Source organism: Maribacter sp. 6B07 (assembly GCF_002700155.1).
Taxonomy (GTDB): domain Bacteria; phylum Bacteroidota; class Bacteroidia; order Flavobacteriales; family Flavobacteriaceae; genus Maribacter; species Maribacter dokdonensis.
This window is the reverse complement of sequence record NZ_PDUT01000005.1, coordinates 94,974-113,551: the sequence shown is the minus strand read 5'-3', so window position 1 is coordinate 113,551 and position 18,578 is coordinate 94,974. Positions and strand designations below refer to the sequence as shown.

At 36.4% G+C, this 18,578-nt stretch carries 18 protein-coding genes; 2 read left to right on the top strand and 16 right to left on the bottom strand.

Going from position 1 to position 18,578, the window contains the following annotated elements; genetic code table 11:
- Positions 1 to 226: 226 nt before the first annotated feature.
- From rlmN to rsgA, 6 genes are all read right to left on the bottom strand, one after another.
- Entirely contained in the window at positions 227 to 1,270 is a 1,044-nt protein-coding gene (gene rlmN, locus CSC80_RS18890) for a 23S rRNA (adenine(2503)-C(2))-methyltransferase RlmN (RefSeq protein WP_058105342.1), read from the bottom strand.
- Positions 1,271 to 1,371: 101 nt separating this feature from the next.
- On the bottom strand, positions 1,372 to 2,421 hold the full coding sequence (gene queA, locus CSC80_RS18885; protein ID WP_058105341.1) for a tRNA preQ1(34) S-adenosylmethionine ribosyltransferase-isomerase QueA: 1,050 nt from the start codon (positions 2,419 to 2,421) through the stop codon (positions 1,372 to 1,374).
- 79 nt (positions 2,422 to 2,500) lie between these two features.
- Complete coding sequence (gene aroA / locus CSC80_RS18880; protein ID WP_099193471.1) at positions 2,501 to 3,730, bottom strand: 3-phosphoshikimate 1-carboxyvinyltransferase; 1,230 nt, start codon at positions 3,728 to 3,730, stop codon at positions 2,501 to 2,503.
- Positions 3,731 to 3,767: 37 nt separating this feature from the next.
- Positions 3,768 to 4,094, bottom strand: a complete 327-nt coding sequence (locus tag CSC80_RS18875) for a nucleotide pyrophosphohydrolase (RefSeq protein WP_071340171.1) — start codon at positions 4,092 to 4,094, stop codon at positions 3,768 to 3,770.
- Positions 4,094 to 4,546 carry a D-aminoacyl-tRNA deacylase gene (gene dtd, locus CSC80_RS18870; protein ID WP_099193470.1) on the bottom strand — a complete coding sequence of 151 codons (453 nt, stop codon included), beginning with the start codon at positions 4,544 to 4,546 and terminating at the stop codon, positions 4,094 to 4,096. The genes CSC80_RS18875 and dtd overlap by 1 nt, the downstream gene beginning before the upstream one ends.
- Positions 4,543 to 5,496: a ribosome small subunit-dependent GTPase A gene (gene rsgA, locus CSC80_RS18865; RefSeq protein ID WP_099193469.1), complete on the bottom strand. Its 954-nt coding sequence runs from the start codon at positions 5,494 to 5,496 to the stop codon at positions 4,543 to 4,545. The genes dtd and rsgA overlap by 4 nt, the downstream gene beginning before the upstream one ends.
- 107 nt (positions 5,497 to 5,603) lie before the next feature.
- Between rsgA and CSC80_RS18860 the strand changes: the two genes are divergently transcribed.
- Together CSC80_RS18860 and CSC80_RS18855 are read left to right on the top strand one after the other, a co-directional pair.
- Positions 5,604 to 6,416 (top strand): hypothetical protein, encoded by an 813-nt coding sequence (locus CSC80_RS18860; RefSeq protein WP_058105334.1) that lies wholly within the window; start codon positions 5,604 to 5,606, stop codon positions 6,414 to 6,416.
- Positions 6,417 to 6,608: 192 nt separating this feature from the next.
- The gene (locus CSC80_RS18855) at positions 6,609 to 7,055 is read left to right on the top strand and encodes a hypothetical protein (protein ID WP_099193468.1); all 447 of its coding nucleotides are present in this window, start codon (positions 6,609 to 6,611) and stop codon (positions 7,053 to 7,055) included.
- A gap of 63 nt (positions 7,056 to 7,118) precedes the next feature.
- On the opposite strand, the gene CSC80_RS18850 is transcribed toward CSC80_RS18855, so the two are convergent.
- The 10 genes from CSC80_RS18850 to CSC80_RS18805 form a co-directional block, all read right to left on the bottom strand.
- A complete protein-coding gene (locus CSC80_RS18850) occupies positions 7,119 to 9,209 on the bottom strand; it encodes a DUF5723 family protein (protein WP_099193467.1) in 2,091 nt (696 codons plus the stop codon).
- 154 nt (positions 9,210 to 9,363) lie between these two features.
- Positions 9,364 to 10,446 (bottom strand): bifunctional 3-deoxy-7-phosphoheptulonate synthase/chorismate mutase type II, encoded by a 1,083-nt coding sequence (locus CSC80_RS18845; protein ID WP_071340176.1) that lies wholly within the window; start codon positions 10,444 to 10,446, stop codon positions 9,364 to 9,366.
- Between the two features lie 6 nt (positions 10,447 to 10,452).
- Positions 10,453 to 11,319 carry a prephenate dehydrogenase gene (locus CSC80_RS18840; protein WP_099193466.1) on the bottom strand — a complete coding sequence of 289 codons (867 nt, stop codon included), beginning with the start codon at positions 11,317 to 11,319 and terminating at the stop codon, positions 10,453 to 10,455.
- A gap of 30 nt (positions 11,320 to 11,349) precedes the next feature.
- The gene (locus CSC80_RS18835; protein ID WP_099193465.1) at positions 11,350 to 12,498 is read right to left on the bottom strand and encodes an aminotransferase class I/II-fold pyridoxal phosphate-dependent enzyme; all 1,149 of its coding nucleotides are present in this window, start codon (positions 12,496 to 12,498) and stop codon (positions 11,350 to 11,352) included.
- Positions 12,495 to 13,322: a prephenate dehydratase gene (locus tag CSC80_RS18830; RefSeq protein WP_058105328.1), complete on the bottom strand. Its 828-nt coding sequence runs from the start codon at positions 13,320 to 13,322 to the stop codon at positions 12,495 to 12,497. Before CSC80_RS18830 ends, CSC80_RS18835 begins: the two co-directional genes overlap by 4 nt.
- Positions 13,323 to 13,594: 272 nt before the next feature.
- Positions 13,595 to 14,083, bottom strand: coding sequence for a hypothetical protein (locus tag CSC80_RS18825; protein ID WP_099193464.1), 489 nt, complete (start codon positions 14,081 to 14,083; stop codon positions 13,595 to 13,597).
- 41 nt (positions 14,084 to 14,124) lie between these two features.
- The gene (locus CSC80_RS18820) at positions 14,125 to 15,444 is read right to left on the bottom strand and encodes a hypothetical protein (protein WP_099193463.1); all 1,320 of its coding nucleotides are present in this window, start codon (positions 15,442 to 15,444) and stop codon (positions 14,125 to 14,127) included.
- A 68-nt stretch (positions 15,445 to 15,512) separates the two neighbouring features.
- Positions 15,513 to 16,649: a serine hydrolase domain-containing protein gene (locus CSC80_RS18815; RefSeq protein WP_099193462.1), complete on the bottom strand. Its 1,137-nt coding sequence runs from the start codon at positions 16,647 to 16,649 to the stop codon at positions 15,513 to 15,515.
- Entirely contained in the window at positions 16,646 to 17,461 is an 816-nt protein-coding gene (locus CSC80_RS18810) for a head GIN domain-containing protein (RefSeq protein WP_236973448.1), read from the bottom strand. The genes CSC80_RS18815 and CSC80_RS18810 overlap by 4 nt, the downstream gene beginning before the upstream one ends.
- Positions 17,462 to 17,465: 4 nt before the next feature.
- Complete coding sequence (locus CSC80_RS18805; protein WP_099193461.1) at positions 17,466 to 18,563, bottom strand: acyloxyacyl hydrolase; 1,098 nt, start codon at positions 18,561 to 18,563, stop codon at positions 17,466 to 17,468.
- Between the last annotated feature and the right edge of the window lie 15 nt (positions 18,564 to 18,578).

Genomic DNA, 18,578 nt, shown 5'->3' with positions numbered 1-18,578 from the left:
TTGGTTGTTGGTTGTTGGTTATAACGCTTCGCGTTATGTAGAATAAAGATATTATATCAGCAATTGCTTTAGTAATACGTATTACTTAATACTTTCCATTTCTAAAGCTTAGCTGTGCTAAATAATTTATCTTCTAACAAGTCTTTTTTCTATACTCTATTTTCTCTCTTCTAACTTAATACTTAGTACTTTTCACTTTGTACCTCGCACTTACTACTTTGTACTTCTAACTTTTATTCGCCAACTGCCCACATGCGGCATCAATATCCTTTCCTCTAGAACGACGAACGGTTACGGTGATATTATTACGCTCCAATGAATTTACATAGCGATCTATAGCTGCATTGGACGCTTGCTTAAATTCACCGTCATCAATAGGGTTGTATTCTATAAGATTTACTTTAGAAGGCGCAAAACGGCAAAACTCCACTAACGCATCTACATCTTTTTGAGTATCGTTTATGCCTTCCCAAACCACATACTCATACGTAATTCTACTTTTTGTCTTTTGGTACCAGTATTGTAGAGACTCCCTTAAATCGCTCAAGGTAAACTTAGCGTTAAAGGGCATTATTGACGTACGAATTTCATCAACAGCTGAATGTAAAGAAACCGCCAATTTAAATTTAACTTCGTCATCGGCCATTTTTCGGATCAATTTAGGCACACCAGAGGTGGAGACCGTAATTCGCTTTGGAGACATGCCTAGCCCATCTGAAGAGGTGATTTTATCAATAGCCTTTAATACGTTATTGTAGTTCATTAAAGGCTCTCCCATGCCCATAAAAACAATATTGCTTAAAGGTCTGTCAAAATACAATCTGCTTTCATTATCAATAGCGACAACCTGATCATATATTTCATCGGGATTTAAATTTCGCATTCGTTTTAAACGTGCCGTTGCACAGAACCTACAATCTAAACTACACCCTACTTGACTGGACACACAAGCAGTTGTCCTTGATTTTGTAGGTATTAAAACGGACTCTACAATTAAATCGTCATGCAAGCGTACGGCATTTTTTATAGTACCGTCACTACTGCGCTGCATTTGATCTACCTTAATATGGTTAATGACAAAATTGGCTTCTAGCATTTCCCTGGTCTCTTTTGATAAATTGGTCATTACATCAAAAGAATACGCAGCTTTTTGCCATAACCATTCGTAGACCTGGTTGCCACGAAAAGCTTTGTCACCATTAGAAACAAAGAACTCCCTAAGCTGCTCTCTCGTTAGTGCCCGGATATCTTTTTTCTTTATTTCTTCCATCTATTAAAGGTAGGTATTACTGGTGATAAAAATCCCGCTTTGTCAATATGTAGATAAAGCGGGATTAAAAAATTTTCCTTTTTAAAAAGGATTATATCAACTTATATGATCAACATTGCATCACCATAAGAATAGAACTTATAGCTTTCCAATATTGCTTCTTTATATGCTTTGTTCATTAGATCATGACCCATAAATGCAGATACCATCATCAACAATGTTGATTTTGGCAAATGGAAGTTTGTAATCATGGCATTTGCAATACTGAAATCATATGGAGGGAATATGAACTTATTTGTCCAACCCTCATAGGTATTCAATGTCTGCTTAGACGACACTGCACTTTCCAAGCCACGCATTGCCGTAGTACCTACTGCACAAATACGACGTTTTTTCGCTTTTGCATTGTTTACGATCTCTGCAGCTTTTTCATCAATGAACATTTCCTCACTATCCATTTTATGCTTAGAAAGATCTTCTACCTCAACTGGGTTGAATGTACCTAAACCTACGTGCAAAGTCAACTCAGCAAAATCTACACCCTTAATTTCTAAACGCTTCAACAAATGTTTAGAAAAGTGCAAACCAGCAGTTGGAGCCGCCACAGCACCTTCATGCTTGGCATAGATCGTTTGGTAACGATTTTCATCTTCTGGCTCAACATCTCTCTTTATATATTTTGGTAACGGAGTTTCTCCTAATTCCCTTAATTTTCTTCTGAAATCAAGGTAAGCACCATCATATAAAAAACGTAACGTTCTACCTCTAGAAGTAGTATTATCAATAACTTCCGCTACCAAGGTTTCATCATCACCAAAATATAGTTTGTTACCAATACGTATTTTACGTGCAGGATCTACAAGAACATCCCAAAGGCGTTGCTCTTCGTTTAACTCACGTAAAAGAAAAACCTCAATACGAGCTCCTGTTTTTTCCTTGTTACCGTACAAACGGGCAGGAAATACTTTTGTATTGTTAAGAACCATGACATCACCTTCATCAAAATAGTCGATCATGTCCTTGAACATTTTGTGTTCAATTTTTCCGGTATCTCTGTGGATGACCATTAACTTAGACTCATCTCTATTTTCAGATGGATGCTCCGCCAATAATTCTTTAGGAAGCTCAAAATTAAAATTTGATAATTTCATGTAGCTATTATATTTAATGTAGCAAATTGCGGCTGCAAATATACAATCTGCAGATAGGCCTTGTCAAGTAAATCCTTAATTATAATTCCTTTATACCGAAATCCAATTGTTTTAGGTCGTTCCAAAAATCTGGATATGACTTAGATACCACCTCTGCATCATTAACAATAAGTGTAGTTTTCATGGCCAATGGAGCAAAAGCCATTGCCATTCTGTGATCATTATATGTGTCTATAGCAATATCTTCCAAAATGCCTACAGATGGTATTATGGTCAACGTTTTATCTGTTACGGATATGTTTGCCCCTAATTTAGACAGTTCTGTATGCAAAGCCTCTAAACGATCCGTTTCTTTGATCTTTAACGTGTGTAGTCCGGTTAAATAACAACCTACCCCCAAACCAAAACAGGTAACCGCAATTGTTTGGGCTATATCTGGAGCATTTGCAAGATCAAACTCATTCTTAGCTTCTATCTTTTTATCGGTCTTTTTTAAAGTAACCGTATTATTGCCAAAAGTAGTCTCCACACCAAATGAAGTATAAATACTGGCAAGTACGCTATCTCCTTGAAGACTTTCTTTTTTATATGCCGATAAAGTAATTTGCGTTCCTGGTGCTGCCAGAGCGCAAATACCATAAAAATATGAGGCAGAACTCCAATCTGATTCTACCACCAATGTCATTGGTGCTACTTTTGCCTTTGGCGACACTTTAATCAGATTGCCCTCAAAAGAAGTTTCCACTCCAATTTCCTCTAACAATGCCAAGGTCATTTTTATATACGGTACTGAAGTAATTTTACCGATTAACTCTAATTGCAGTCCGTTCTCTAAACTTGGAGCAATCAACAATAGCGAAGAAATATATTGGCTACTTACATTTGCCGGCAAACTCACTTTATCTTTTACAATATGCTGTCCTCTAATTTTAATGGGAGGATACCCTTCATCTTGAACATAAGATATTTCAGCCCCCAAAGTTTTTAAGGCATCTACCAAGATTTCTATGGGTCGCTCCGTCATTCTTTTAGAACCAGTAAGCACTACTTCCTTACCTGCCTGTGATGCAAAATATCCGGTTAAAAAACGCATGGCGGTACCTGCATGATGAATATCAACCGTACCTTCTGAAATTTTCAAACCTTTTGCCATTACCTGGGCATCATCTGAATTGGAAATGTTCTCAATGGTTATATCAGAAAACAATGCAGCCAATAATAAACTACGGTTAGATTCACTCTTTGAACCTGTTATGGTAATCGTATCATTAAGCGTGGTATTGGACGGACCTTTCAAGTGAAGTTTCAATGCGTATCTTTTTAAAAATAGAACAACAAATATAAGCCTATTTCAACTTTTTATTGTTGTGATGACGGTCATGATCTCGCTTTGTTTTTAAATCTAACTTTTTATCAAAAGCTTGTTGCAAATCAACACCTGTTTGATTAGCCAAACACAACACTACGAACATTACATCTGCCAATTCTTCGCCCAGATCTTTATTCTTATCAGACTCTTTTTCGCTTTGCTCTCCATAACGTCTAGCAATGATTCTAGCCACCTCGCCCACTTCTTCGGTAAGCTGTGCCATATTGGTTAATTCGTTAAAGTAGCGAACTCCGTGCTCCTTGATCCAGTCATCAACTGCTTTTTGTGCGTTTTCAATGTTCATTATTCCTTATCTTTTGTATCAATCATTATGGTCACAGGACCATCATTCAATAATTCAACCTTCATATCCGCACCGAATTCTCCGGTACCGACTTTCTTACCCAATTTAGATTCTAAAGTAGCAATAAAGGCTTCATACAGGGGTATGGCAACATCTGGTCTTGCCGCTTTTATATAAGAAGGTCGATTCCCTTTTTTAGTACTTGCATGTAAAGTAAACTGGCTAACCACAATGATATCACCATTTACATCTACAAGCGATTTGTTCATTATACCATCTTCATCATTAAAAATGCGAAGGTTTGCTATTTTGTTCGTAAGCCAATCAATATCATCTTGAGCATCTGCATTTTCTATACCCACTAAAATTAAAAACCCACTGTCAATAGCACTTATCTTTTCGCCATTGACCGTTACGCTAGCTTTGGTCACTCGTTGTATTACTGTTCTCATTTTTTATCGTCGTGTATATCTACCCTATAATTCTCATCTTCTCCTTTGATCATCTGCAGATAACTGTTATACCTGCTCCAAGCTATATCACCAGTTTCCAAGGCATCTTTAACGGCACATTTTGGCTCGTCTACATGAATACAATTATTGAATTTACAATCTTGCTTTAGTTCAAAAAATTCTGGAAAATAATCGCCTATCTCCTCCTTTTCCATATCTACAATACCAAAACCTTTAATACCGGGCGTATCTATAATTCTAGCATCAAAACTAAGATCGAACATTTCCGCAAATGTGGTGGTATGTTGCCCTTGTGCGTGTTGTTGAGAAATTTGTTTGGTCTTAATATCCAACTCTGGCTCCAAAGCATTGACCAAGGTAGATTTACCAACACCAGAATGACCCGAGAACATTGATGTTTTACCGATCATCATTTCTTTCACCTTATCAACGTTCTTGCCCGTTGCCGCTGAAATACCCAAACAAGTATACCCAATATTGCGGTAAAGGGCCGCCAAAAACTTAATCTCATCTAATTCTTCCGGGGCATAAGTATCTACTTTATTAAAAAGTAAAACAACCGGAATTTCATAGGCTTCTGCAGTGATCAGAAATCGATCTATGAAAACTGGGTATGTAGGCGGATTGTTCAATGTTATCAATAAAAAGACCTGATCCAAATTGGCAGCAATGATATGTGTCTGTTTAGACAGGTTTACAGATTTACGAATTATATAATTTTTACGATCTTCTATTTCATTGATAATACCAATGGTGTCATCTCCAATAGTCTCCACCTCAAAGCGTACTTGATCACCAACCGCTACAGGGTTCGTACTTTTTATACCCTTGATCCTAAACTTACCTTTTATTCTACATTCATAGAAATCACCATTTTCTGCCTTAACAGTGTACCAACTACCCGTAGATTTATAAACAATTCCTACCATTTACCCAAAAATCCTTCCATTTATACAAAGTAACTGCTTTAAATATAAAAATTAACATAAATTTGAATTTAGAACTATAACATTAAATAACAACCAAAATCAAGAAAATGAAATTTATTAAAAAATCATTGCTGATGTTAGCTTTATCAGCCATTACTTTTGGAACTGCCCAAGAAACTATTACAAACGAATCTGTAGTACAAATGGTTGAACTAGGTTTCGACGATTATATGATCATAGATAAAATAAACACTTCGGATGTTAAATTCGATGCTTCTATTTCCGCTCTAGGCGCTATGAAAAATGCAGGGGTTTCTTCTGAAATATTATCCTTGATCATGGATAAATCAAAACAAAACACAAAATCTAAAACAGGTATTTACTATGCCGATGCTAGCGGTGAAGATAAATTAATACAACCAAGTGTATTCTCTGGTTCAAATTCTAATCAAGTGGCGCAGAAATTGGTATCTGGATTGATCAATTCTAAAAAGAAGGCTCAGTTACCTAAAACGCAATCCAACAATGTAATTCGCCAAAGCAGACCAGAATTTACGTTCATCTTTGACCCAAGTGTTACAGAAGTTGATAATATGCAGAACAACCAAGGTGGAGATACCGGTATTTTTAACTGGTGGTTTAGAATGGCAAGTAACCCTAATGAGTTTGTTTTGGTAAAACTTACCGTTAAAGAGAAAAAGAACCTTAGAGAGGTTATCACCGGAAAAAGTAGCTGGATCACCAGTAGCAGCGGTATTGATCCAAAATATGCACTAAATTTTGCTATCGAAGAAATTGAAGGTAACAAGTTCAAAGTTACTCCAGATACGTTAGAACCAGGGGAATATTGCTTTATTTACCAAGGTCAGGTTCCACAAGGTAGAGAAAACCAATCTGTATTTGATTTCTCTATTCAATAGAAACAAAACATAATTTTATAGGTAGTCCCGATGCTTTTAGCATCGGGACTTTTTTTTGTCTACTGGTTTGTGGTAGTTTTTTTTAAGGGTTTCATATCATTTTACATTGTTTTAATGTTTCGCTCTTTGCTTTCTTCATTTAAGAGTATACTTTCATGGCACAATTAACAATCAATTTTTAAAACCACTATCATGAAAAAAATTATTCTATTGAGTTTTGTTGCCCTTTTAGGTGCCACCACAATTACAGCACAAGCACAGGAATACAAGGTTATTACCAGCGTAGAATCTATTGTACCTAGCGGATTAGGTAGATCACGTATCATTGATGCAAATTCAGATCGAGATTTTAAGGAGTTCACCTCTGAACAGACGGAGGAAGATAATACCCGAAATAAATCTAAACGCAGTGATATTAGGGTAAAGGATTTTGAAGAGACCAAATTGCTTAATTTCTATAATGTGGCCGGTATTCGCTTTCAGAACATTGCGGCAAACGATGCACTTATTTCATCTAAACTAAGTGATATGGCACAAAATGGATGGGAACTTGTTTTTGTAACCAGTGGTGTAGAAGCTGATGCCGGTAACACAGACGGACAAGGCATTTTCATTACCCGATATATCTTTAAAAGATAGCATTAGTACACATAAAAAAAGCCCGGTAAAACCGGGCTTTTTTAGTACTAAATCTTTGTATAGCTACTGTGCCAAGTTAATCTCAACACGTCTGTTTTTCTGTCTACCGTCTTTATACATATTGGTAGCAATTGGCTTACTTTCCCCATAACCAATAGCGGTCAATCTTGCTGGTGAAATACCGCCATCTATTAAAAATTGTAGAACAGCTTGAGCTCTTTTCTCCGATAATTTTTGATTGGTAGCTTCTGAACCTATACTATCCGTATGCCCTTCAATAGTGAAATTTGCATTGGGATATTCATTTAAAATACCGATGATATCAACCAATACCGGTGTTGACTCATCCTTTAATGTTGATTTTCCTGTGTTGAACAAAATAGTTTTTGCATACTCGTTCAACGACTTTTGAACCTCAGCCGTAACAACCGGTTCTGGACAACCGTTATTCGCTACCGTACCCATTTCATCAGGACAATTATCATCTTTATCAAAAACTGAATCTCCGTCACTATCTGGCCAAGGACAACCATTATTCTCTACAGGTCCGGCTACATGTACACATTGATCTTCATTATCCAACAAGGTATCTCCATCCGTATCTACCCAAGGACAACCATTGTTTTCTACAGGACCTGCCTCATCTGGACATTGGTCCTCATTATCCATTACCGAATCGCCATCAGTATCTCCCCATGGGCAACCATTATTTTCTATTGGTCCTGCCTTTTTTGGGCAACCATCTTCTTTATTTGGAATACCATCACCATCTGAATCTTTTGGCTGACCATAGTACACCGGAATTTTCAACCCTGCATATACATCTGCTCCTTGTATTTCATTTTTTGTAAATGTAGAGATCAATGATCCCGACCCAAGATAAAGAGGGCCGGCACGTAAGCCTGCACCTACTTGTAAACCACTATATTGATAGCTACTTACAGGCAAATAGAAGCTGAACCACTTACTCTCAAAACGTGGAGTCAATGATAATACGTTTGCAGTTCGTAAATTATTCTCACCTGCAGAACGCATAGAGATATCAGTGTTGAAATTCAAATAAAAATGATTTTTAATATTCCAATCTGCATTAAAATGTAATGCAGTTGGCAAACCCGTCTTTAAATCTTCTGTTGTCTGTGTAAACGTATATAAATTTTGAAGATCATCTGAATCTTCTATATTATCATAATCGTCTTGTGTAATGGTATTATTGATATTATAGGTATCTACCAAACTACCTTTATAGTTTACCGCACCAATATCAGTAAGTGACAAACCAAATTTTAGTTTATACTTATTTTTATCTTTCATGACGGTTTTTTCTCCATCAGCACCCGTTACCACATAATCTTCATAATCTGGTCTCCATTCATAAACGAAACCTAAATCGAAACCGAATCCGTTGGCATCTGGCACTTCATAATCATAGTCTTCTACATCATACTGATCAGCTCTACCATAAATTAAATCTCCCGTAGATGCTAAAGTTCCAATAGTAGAATTATCCGGTAAAGTAGCACCATCCGCATCATAATCAATAGTTACATTTCTACCGGCCACATAGGCATTACCAAATCCTTTCAAATATTTAAATGACAGACCACCTTTTAAGAAATGCTCTTCTTTATTCATTAATTCTTGTGCATACGTGATCCCCACTTCTGCCCAACCATGACCGGCGGCAAAGAAATCACCTTCGTTTACCAAAAAGTCTTGACTTTCATCAATACTATCATCAAGGTCATCAATACTTTCTCCGTTAAATTCATTTCCTGTCACAAAACTTCTTGCTCTTGTAAATATGGCAATAGAAGATTTACTACCAACATTAAACATAAACGAAGGACCTAACACATCTACGTTACCAGAAAAACTATTGTTATCCGAAAGGGTCAATAATGCATCTGTATCATAGTCAAAATCACTGGAAACCAAATCAGAATACCCAACACCTACATAGTCATTAGCTAAAAAACCACTAGCTCCTATTAGATTAATATCTGTTTTAAAACGTGAATCTGCAATATTTGCAGGGTTAGAGATCACACTATTGACACCACTGTAATTATCTGTTAAAAAGCCTATATACGATTGGGCTTTTACAGCAAATGATGCCATTAACATGAACGTAAACAATACTACTTTCTTCATACTTTTTGATTGGTTAAAATGGTTCTTTAGACCCCTAACGGTTCATAATTAAGGATATTGTTAAAATGTATTATTTTTCTTACTTATTAAAATTAAGACATAAAAAAACATCCGCATATTACGGATGTTTTGTATTTATAAAGTTATGTAAACCTTAACCGTTCACTATCTTTTCTTGGTGGTTGATAGACTCTTGGTGAATAGCCTTGAACATACGAAGAACAAATTCTTCACTAAGTCCCTTACTTTCCCCTTCAAGAATCATTGCTCCCAGAATTTGGTTCCATCTATTAGATTGTAGTACGGCAACGTTCTTTTGCTTTTTAAGTTCACCTATACTATCAGAAACTTTCATTCTTTTACCTAGAGTCTCGATCAATTGGTTATCAATAACATCGATCTGTGCCCTAAGGTTACTTAATTGAGAATTGTATTCCGCCTCTGGATCACTCTCTTTTCTAATTTTTAGGTCTCTCATAATCTGAACCAATTTCTCTGGAGTTACCTGTTGAGCGGCATCACTCCATGCATTATCAGGGTCATGGTGCGTTTCGATCATTAATCCGTCGAAATTCAAATCTAAAGCAGTCTGAGAAACATCAAAGATCATATCTCTTTTACCTGTGATATGAGATGGATCGTTGATCAAAGGTAAATCTGGAAATCTATTCTGAAATTCGATCGCCATTTGCCATTCCGGTATATTTCTATACTTGGTTTTCTCATATGTAGAGAATCCTCTATGAATTGCACCCAACTTTTTAATACCTGCCGTATGTAGCCTTTCAATACCGCCTAACCATAAAGCTAAATCTGGATTTACAGGATTCTTCACCAATACAATCTTATCTGTACCTTCAAGTGCATCTGCCAATTCTTGCATGATGAACGGACTAACAGTTGATCTTGCCCCTATCCATAATAAATCTATATCATGCTCTAAAGCTAATTCCACATGAGCACGGTTAGCCACCTCTGTAGCCGTTTTCATACCTGTTTCAGCCTTTACCTTTTGAAGCCACTTAAGCCCCAAAGCTCCAACACCTTCAAAATTTCCTGGGCGAGTACGTGGTTTCCATATACCTGCTCTGTAATAGTTTACATCGGTATCTTTTAGGGAGTGTGCTATACCTAACACTTGCTCCTCGGTTTCCGCACTACATGGCCCTGCTATTACTAGTGGATGGTCAAGGTTTAAATCATCCAACCATGTTCTCATTTGTTTTGAATTTTCCATTTTTACTTATTCTATTTCTTGTTTAACGGTATTTCTTTTTAATATTCCTTTAATCTTATTCGTATTATTCATTTCATTATAAATGCCCTCATAATCATCTTTCAACAACAGTTCCTTAAATGCGGTTAGATTTTGAATGTACTCCTCCAAAGTTTCTACCACATTCTCCTTATTCTGTTTAAAAATAGGTGTCCACATGGCGGGAGAACTCTTTGCCAAACGCACCGTGCTTTCAAACCCACTACCGGCCATGTCAAAAATATCACGCTCGTTCTTCTCTTTCTCAATCACTGTTTTACCCAACATGAACGAACTTATGTGCGATAAATGCGATACGTAAGCAATATGCTTATCATGAGCAACAGGGTTCATATAACGTATTCTCATGCCAATAGCTTGAAAAACTTTTAACGCTCTTTCTTGGAGCTTAAATGCCGTTAATTCTACCTCACAAATAATATTTGTTTTGTCTTTGAATAAATTGTTGATCGCTGCAGACGGACCCGAAAACTCCGTTCCTGCAATGGGATGGCATGCCAAAAAATTTCTTCTCTTAGGATGATTTTCCAACACCTTGCAAATCATGGATTTGGTAGACCCAACATCAAAAACAACACAATCTTCATGAACGGCATTCAATATAACAGGAAGCTCGGTAACCATAACATCTACCGGTATACTTACAATGACCATATCTGCCATTTGTAAATCTTGATAGGTAGCTTTCTTATCTATAATACCTAAAGACAATGCTTCAGCTAAGTTTTCCTCATTAGATTCTATGCCATAGACGGTAACATTGTCGAATGCCGACTTTATGTCTTTCGCCAAAGAACCTCCTATTAAACCGATACCTATTACAAATACATTCATTTTAAAGCTACGCTTTAGTCTTAAGACCTATTATTCAAATCTTTTTATTGCCTCTTCTATTTTATGCTCCGTTATACATAGTGAAAAACGAATATAGCCTTCACCATTACTCCCAAAAATGGTTCCTGGCGTAATAAATAGATCTTTCTTATATAAAATATCATCTATGAACTCTTCTGATGATACACTGCCTGCCGGCAATTTAGCCCAAACGAACATGCCTACAGCGTTACGATCATATGAACAGCCAAGCTTGTCTACCAACTTATAGATCAATTCTCTTCGCTTACCATAAACTTCATTTAGTTCCTTAAACCAGTCATCACTGCTATTCAAGGCGGCAATTGCTCCTTTTTGTATGCCGTAGAACATACCGGAATCCATATTGCTCTTTACCTTTAAAATAGCATTGATATGCTCTTCGCTACCCAAAACAAAACCTACACGCCAACCGGCCATGTTGAACGTTTTACTCAAAGAATTCAATTCTAAACACACCTTTTTTGCATTGGGCAAACTTAAAATACTGGCAGGTTCGTCATTCAAAACAAAACTATATGGATTATCGTTCACCAATAAAATATCATGCTCTTGGGCAAATGCCACCATCTTTATAAACTGCTCTTTGGTTGCCGTAGCACCTGTTGGCATATGAGGATAGCTTAACCACATTACCTTTACCCTTGATAAATCTTGCTTTGCCAATGCCTCCAGATCTGGAAACCAACCATTATCAGCGGTTAAATCATAGTATTTTGGCACGGCCCCTACCAAATTGGTTACAGAGGTGTATGTTGGATACCCGGGATTTGGTATCAATACCTCATCACCCTCGTTCAAAAAAGCCAGGCTTATATGCATTATACCTTCTTTTGACCCCATTAATGGTAAAATTTCGGTATTTGGGTCTGCAGTAACATTAAATTTATTCTTATAAAAATTGGCTATGGCATCTCTTAACTGAGGCAATCCTTGGTAACTTTGGTATTGGTGCGCACCGTTCTCTAACACTGCTGCTTGTATGGCTTTTAAAACCTCTTGGGACGGAGCCAGATCAGGACTACCAATACCCATATTAATGATAGGTTTACCTTGTGCCATTAAACCACGAACTTCTCTCAATTTTTTTGAGAAGTAGTATTCCTGTATGGTATCTAACCTTTTGGCAGTACGTATCATTGTCTTACATTTTTATATTCACCCAAAATCTTAAAGTCTTCCGCCATGATGTTCAATAGACTTTTAGCCTTCGTGAAATCCGCATAATCATTAAAAGTTACATCAACAAAAAAAGCATATTTCCAAGGTGTTTCTATCACCGGTAACGACTGTATTTTGGTTAAATTCAATCTACAATCGCTCATGACATTAAGCACTGCCGCCAAACTACCCCTTTTATGGTCGGTTAAAAACCGTAAAGACGCCTTACTGATCTCTGCCTCTGGCAGTGCATCATTTTTTGTTTTTACAATGATAAAACGCGTAGCATTATTTTGAATGGTTTGTATGTCGTTCGCTACGATGTCCAACCCATATAATTCTGCTGCAACGTTAGGAGCAATAGCCGCTACATGCTTAAGTTTTTCTTTTTGAATTCGCTTTGCGGTCTCTGCCGTATCTACGTCTTCCACCAATTTTATATGCGGATATTGTCTAAAATATTCCTTACACTGCAATAGTGCCATTGGGTGTGAACTTACTTCTGTAATATCCTCAATTTTCTGGCCTTTTAATACCATTAAGTTGTGATGGATGTTTAAATAATACTCCCCAATGATGTGTAGGTCATTATGGTTTACCAAGGCATAATTAGGAATGATTGATCCTGCAATGGAATTTTCAATGGCCATAACACCCTGATCCGCTTCTTTGGTTAACAACTTATCTACCAGAGCATCAAAAGAAAGGCATTCTACCAACTCAATATCATCACCATAACAATCTTTTGCCACTTGATGGTGGTTACTGCCCTTTATTCCCTGTATGGCTATTTTTAGACTCACTTTTGCTCCGTTTTATTCAAAAAAAAAGTTCCGATGTACATCGGAACTTAGATTCTATTTTATATTTAAAATATACTACAACAGTCCCGTACCTCTCTTAAAAAAGAAGTAAAAATAAAAACCGTTCCAGAAATATTGTTTTGTCATCACTTTTGTAATCTGTGGCTAATGTAGTAATTATATTTAAAAATGGCTGTTTTGGATTTTATTTTTTTATAAAAATCAATTTCTTTCTCAAAAAGTGAAGGTTTTGTGTTAAATCTTTAAACCTCTTACCATCTAAGTGCAATACCTAGTCCATTCTCATTAGCTACCGGTCTAAGTTTAAAAGCCGTTTTATCATCAAATTGCTTATTGTAGGCAAGTATAGCTTGTTTTCTTGCCTTATTAGAACCATTCAAAAATATAATAGCAATTATACCAGAGCCAATACCACCCAACAATGGTCCAATTGCCTTTCTCGCTTTATCCCTGTCACTTACAAAAGGGTCATTATTAAATAATTCTACCGAGCCCCAGGTTACTCCAACTATTTCTCCGACTAAAGCAATGGTAGCGATACTCTTTTTTGTGTCAGCTTTTTTCCAGTCGCTATAAATTTCATCATTATTAGAAAATAATTTTTTTACTTCCTTCTTGGTAATTTCCTTATCGTCTTGATAATACTCCATTCCCCATATGCCTGTAAACGTCGTAATTTCTTGTGCAGAAACGTTTATAGCCATTGCAAACAATACAATTAAAAAACACTTTACCTTCATGTCAATAAATTTAAATTTGATAATCTCATAGCGTTAAAAAGTTACTTTAATTGTGCATTGGGCTGATAATAGAAAGGAATAGACCATTTAAATTCTTTTACATCACCTAACGTTTTAGTGACCAACAAGGTATTATTACCTTTTTTCAATAACTCTTTGTCAATAAAACCTACAATACCAAATTGTTCTGAAACAGCATGATCTTTCTTTAGGAAATCAATATTTAACAAAGTACCATTGAGGGTAACCTTATGATATTTTTCATAACAATCAAGATAAAATTTTCTAGATTTAACTCTTTCCTGTTCATTGGACAAGTTATCATCTTCTTGATATTCGCCGCAAGTAGCAGCTTGATAATTACGTTCATGATGAAATACGGGAATAAACAGCTTTACAGCCTCACCCGTTATAATATCAGACTGTATTTGTGGAGTCAGCAAAAATGATTCATCAGGGTTTTGATCGCTATAATAACTCAAGTACATTAGATTTACATCATGATCTTTTGGAAAAATCAAATGAGGAATGTTGGTATCTTGAAATTTCACTAATGTCAAAAATATGCCTGATGCAAAAAACGATAGCACGAGATAAACTAAAGACTTTTTCTTCTTAAAATTAGACCCAAAAACCATTGAAACCTGCAGTAAATTACGGTATAAAGGACCATAGGTAACCATTGATGTAAATTTGACCAATTTAAACATCCAAGTTTGTACCAATACATTAGACTTGTACTTTTTTAAATTTCCGATGACACTAAAAATCATTTGTAATACAAGAAGACCTGAAATTATAAATAAAGGTATTAACAGTATATAACTTGGCACATAATCCAATAACAAATTATATATCAGCATATAAATACTTAAAAACAAAGACATGTAAGAGTAAATCAATAGAATAGTAAATGCTGAAGAAAAAATTACACTGCACAATTCATCTACCTTTTGAATAGTATCTTGTTGCTTTGGGAGTATGGACAAAATCTTCTCGGTATAAATTTTAGAGTATACACTATCTTCAATACTATAATCTGGAAAAACAGAATTCAACCCCACTAATCCAATCCAATACGCTCGTAAAACGAAATGAATTACGAACATAGAAACCAAGATACTAATAGCCAACAAGCCTAAAAAAACAATCATATACCCATAAATGTATTGCTCAACAGGTAATAGATCAATGTATTTATTTGTAGCCCATTCTATTAAACCAAATAGTTGAAACGTTCCAAAAATGGCAATTGCAGAAACTAGCAATTCTGCTTCCCAACTTTCTTCTTTAAGTCGTTGAAGCCATTTTATGTTCTTTTTTTTCTCTTCAACTGGGGTGGTTTCTGGTGGTAAGCTCATTCTATATTAAAAATCTCACGGTTAGCGAGACTAATATACCCTTTCTTTAAATTTTAAAAAACATTAAATCAGTTGTAATCAAGCTCATCAAAAAAAGAATCTATCACAACATCAAGATCTTCTTGTACTTTAGGGTCTGTACTATTGATCAGAATTGAAAACACCAATTGCTCTTTTGGATACACGAAAAAATTGGAATACCCACCTACCCCACTACCCACATGTCCAAAAAACTTACGCCCTTTGGCATCTTCACTTACCTGCCAACCTAAACCGTAGTATGTAGAATTACCGTTTACTAGCTGAGCATTTAAAAATTGATTCAAAACGGCTTCTTTTACCCCTACTTTTTGATCTAAAAATGCTTGCCCGAATTTTGCAATATCTTCTGAAGTTGATAAATAACCTCCACCAGCAAGCTTATAAAAGATATCTACGGGAGTCGCTTTTCTAAACCCGGACAAGCTTTTGGTATAAAATGCAGTTACATTGTTCCGTGCTTCGGATGTTGCAATAGCATTCACATCTATATCCGATTGCTTAAGGTTATCATCAGGATGCCTTCTTGGTATGTATGTGTTTTTCATTCCCAATGGATCCAATACTTTCTCCTGCACATATGCTTCAAACGGAATACCACTTGCTTCTTGCATGGCCGCCGAGATCATTACCCAATCAAAACTATTGTACAAATATTCGGTACCCGGTTCAAATACCAACGGATCGTTTTTAAAAATTGATAAACTATCCTTTATCCCAAAAGGTTCGTTCAAGGCGAATTCCTTGCCTTTATACACACGTATGCCTGCAGTGTGGCTAGCCAATTGACGAATAGTGAAATCCCACTTTTTCTTGGGGTAATCTGGCAGATAGGTATAGAAAGATTCGTCTAATGAGATCAAGCCTGCTTGCACCATATGTGCCAATGCGGTAGCCGCTATAGGCTTGGATACACTTGCAATTCTAAAAATTGAGGATTTTGGGTCTACATATTTTTTGGTATCTAAATCCGCATACCCATACCCTTTTTGGAAAATGGTTTTTCCTTCTTTTAAAACCGTAATTGCCAATCCTGGAAATTTATCATCGGCATACATATCTTGTAAAATAGCATCTGCTTTTACCAATCCGGTCAAAGTCGGGTCATCTCCCAACACTCGTTTAGTAGCGAATACATTTTTCAGATATTTTAAAATGGGATTCATTCCACAAAAATCAATCTTCCGTTATACAATTCTTCCACTTCAACAGTTGCCGGGCGGTTATAGCTTTGTACATCGCCAGTACCCCTTAATACTCCGGTAAGACTTTCTTGCGGATTCACTAAAATATCATTTGAACCTCTATGGTTTATGGTAACCCAATCAGCGATCAATGCTTCAGCCTCAATTCTAGAATCACCTGCAGCTATGGTAATACTCATACTTTCCGCTGTTCCCTTCAACTTAAAATAGGCAATGCCGTTAACCGTTAAACTTAACGAAGCCACTTCTAAATCTAGATCAAATTCCCCATCTGTTGTTTCTGCTTCCGGATTCGTAAAACTTTCGGACAACAATCTTAAGCTATCAAAAGCCAAAACTCCGTCACTCTTAATAGGAAAACCTGTACTGCTACGTATACTGGTCAAATTAGGCGTAGTTACATAGATCGTAGTGGTAGCATAATCTCTTACATAATTACAATCGTTCGTATCTGTCAGTAATAATTGACCATCTTCTACAACAGCAGAAACCTCATTTCTAAGATTTTCACCGGTTTCTATTTCTACTTTTTGAGTGTCGCCTTGTTTTATAACCAAAGTCACATTCTCAAATACGGTAATACTCGTAAATTCAGCTACTGTAACTTCCTCTCGTATCATATCACCTGTACTCTGAAAACAATCCGAAGCGTTTTCGGAGTCGCAAGAATTACCTATGACCAGCAAAACAAACATAGTAGTGAAGGTCAAAAATGTTTGGCACATCCCTTTTGTCCAAATGTCCATTTTATGTTTTCTATTTTCTAACATCATATTTCTACAATCGTATTCCTATCCCAAATTCTACCGCTTCCGCTTTTGCGCCGTGAGACTTTAAGGTTACCGCCCCAAAAACTCTATCTCCAAAATAGCGCTTTAATCCCACACGCAAATAGGTGCGACCTTCAAAATCGAACGGATAATACACGTAGTAGCCAAATTGTGAAATGACCGACATTTCATTAATGAACAGTTCATGACCCGCAAATACACCTACCCTTTTATAATCATCATCTGCATCCACATTATTCTCTGGAAAAGCAATACTTTGATACCTGATCAACTCTTTCAAAAAATTAGAAAAGTATACATCTGTTCCCACTTGAAGAGCACTTTTTCTTCCAACCCTTTTATCGGCATAGGCAGATAGCACTACAAAGCCATATTGACCGGAATCAATAACATCACTCTCGTTTAAACCAGCTCTCAACGCAAAATTGTAACGCAATGGCTCAGTCAATTTTTCTTTTTCCCTGTGTACATAATCAATTTCAGCACCACTATCTAGATCATATACAAAACCGGCATTAAATGCCAAGGTATTAGTAGACGTATTCGGTGCCCTAAAATTGGCGTTGGAATAGTGAATTACGGACACACCTGCCTTAAATCCCAATCCTTTTATAATATTCTCCTTATGATAGTTCAGCATTAAGTAGGTTGAACTTAAAAAATCCGAGCCGTAGGCATTATTTCTAAAATTGGTCTCTTTATCGTACGGGTTAGTAGCGTATGCAATACCTTGCCCTACGCGTAATTGCATGTTCCGCCTAAAAAAGTAAAAATTGTAGTGCGCATACAAACCATAATTATCGCCCAACGTGCTGTTGTTCGTATTCTGATAAATAAAGGAGTAACCCAGATCCGGATAATTATACAACTCTTCCCATTCTTTTTCCCCGTACGTCTTGCGGTTATAACTTAAAATAACCCCTGCCGGGTGCGATGTGATCAAATGCGAAATATCTGGATTGTGCAGTATGATGGAACCATAGAATTGGTTGGCATCAAGCGTGTACTTCTTTTTCTTGGTACCTTCTTGCGCAAAGCAAAAACTTACCGATAGCATTACAATGGTTAGAAACTTAAAATTCATTGTAGGCAAAAATAG

Excerpts from the sequence above, each read along its gene's own strand:
- CSC80_RS18820 (WP_099193463.1), bottom strand. The coding sequence starts at position 15,444 with ATGAGCTTACCACCAGAAACCACCCCAGTTGAAGAGAAAAAAAAGAAC.
- CSC80_RS18860 (WP_058105334.1), top strand. The coding sequence starts at position 5,604 with ATGAAATTTATTAAAAAATCATTGCTGATGTTAGCTTTATCAGCCATT.
- CSC80_RS18875 (WP_071340171.1), bottom strand. The coding sequence starts at position 4,094 with ATGAACATTGAAAACGCACAAAAAGCAGTTGATGACTGGATCAAGGAG.
- rlmN (WP_058105342.1), bottom strand. The coding sequence starts at position 1,270 with ATGGAAGAAATAAAGAAAAAAGATATCCGGGCACTAACGAGAGAGCAG.
- queA (WP_058105341.1), bottom strand. The coding sequence starts at position 2,421 with ATGAAATTATCAAATTTTAATTTTGAGCTTCCTAAAGAATTATTGGCG.
- dtd (WP_099193470.1), bottom strand. The coding sequence starts at position 4,546 with ATGAGAACAGTAATACAACGAGTGACCAAAGCTAGCGTAACGGTCAAT.
- CSC80_RS18835 (WP_099193465.1), bottom strand. The coding sequence starts at position 12,498 with ATGATACGTACTGCCAAAAGGTTAGATACCATACAGGAATACTACTTC.
- CSC80_RS18815 (WP_099193462.1), bottom strand. The coding sequence starts at position 16,649 with ATGAATCCCATTTTAAAATATCTGAAAAATGTATTCGCTACTAAACGA.
- rsgA (WP_099193469.1), bottom strand. The coding sequence starts at position 5,496 with ATGGTAGGAATTGTTTATAAATCTACGGGTAGTTGGTACACTGTTAAG.
- CSC80_RS18845 (WP_071340176.1), bottom strand. The coding sequence starts at position 10,446 with ATGGAAAATTCAAAACAAATGAGAACATGGTTGGATGATTTAAACCTT.
- CSC80_RS18825 (WP_099193464.1), bottom strand. The coding sequence starts at position 14,083 with ATGAAGGTAAAGTGTTTTTTAATTGTATTGTTTGCAATGGCTATAAAC.
- CSC80_RS18850 (WP_099193467.1), bottom strand. The coding sequence starts at position 9,209 with ATGAAGAAAGTAGTATTGTTTACGTTCATGTTAATGGCATCATTTGCT.
- CSC80_RS18805 (WP_099193461.1), bottom strand. The coding sequence starts at position 18,563 with ATGAATTTTAAGTTTCTAACCATTGTAATGCTATCGGTAAGTTTTTGC.
- CSC80_RS18840 (WP_099193466.1), bottom strand. The coding sequence starts at position 11,319 with ATGAATGTATTTGTAATAGGTATCGGTTTAATAGGAGGTTCTTTGGCG.
- CSC80_RS18810 (WP_236973448.1), bottom strand. The coding sequence starts at position 17,461 with ATGATGTTAGAAAATAGAAAACATAAAATGGACATTTGGACAAAAGGG.
- CSC80_RS18855 (WP_099193468.1), top strand. The coding sequence starts at position 6,609 with ATGAAAAAAATTATTCTATTGAGTTTTGTTGCCCTTTTAGGTGCCACC.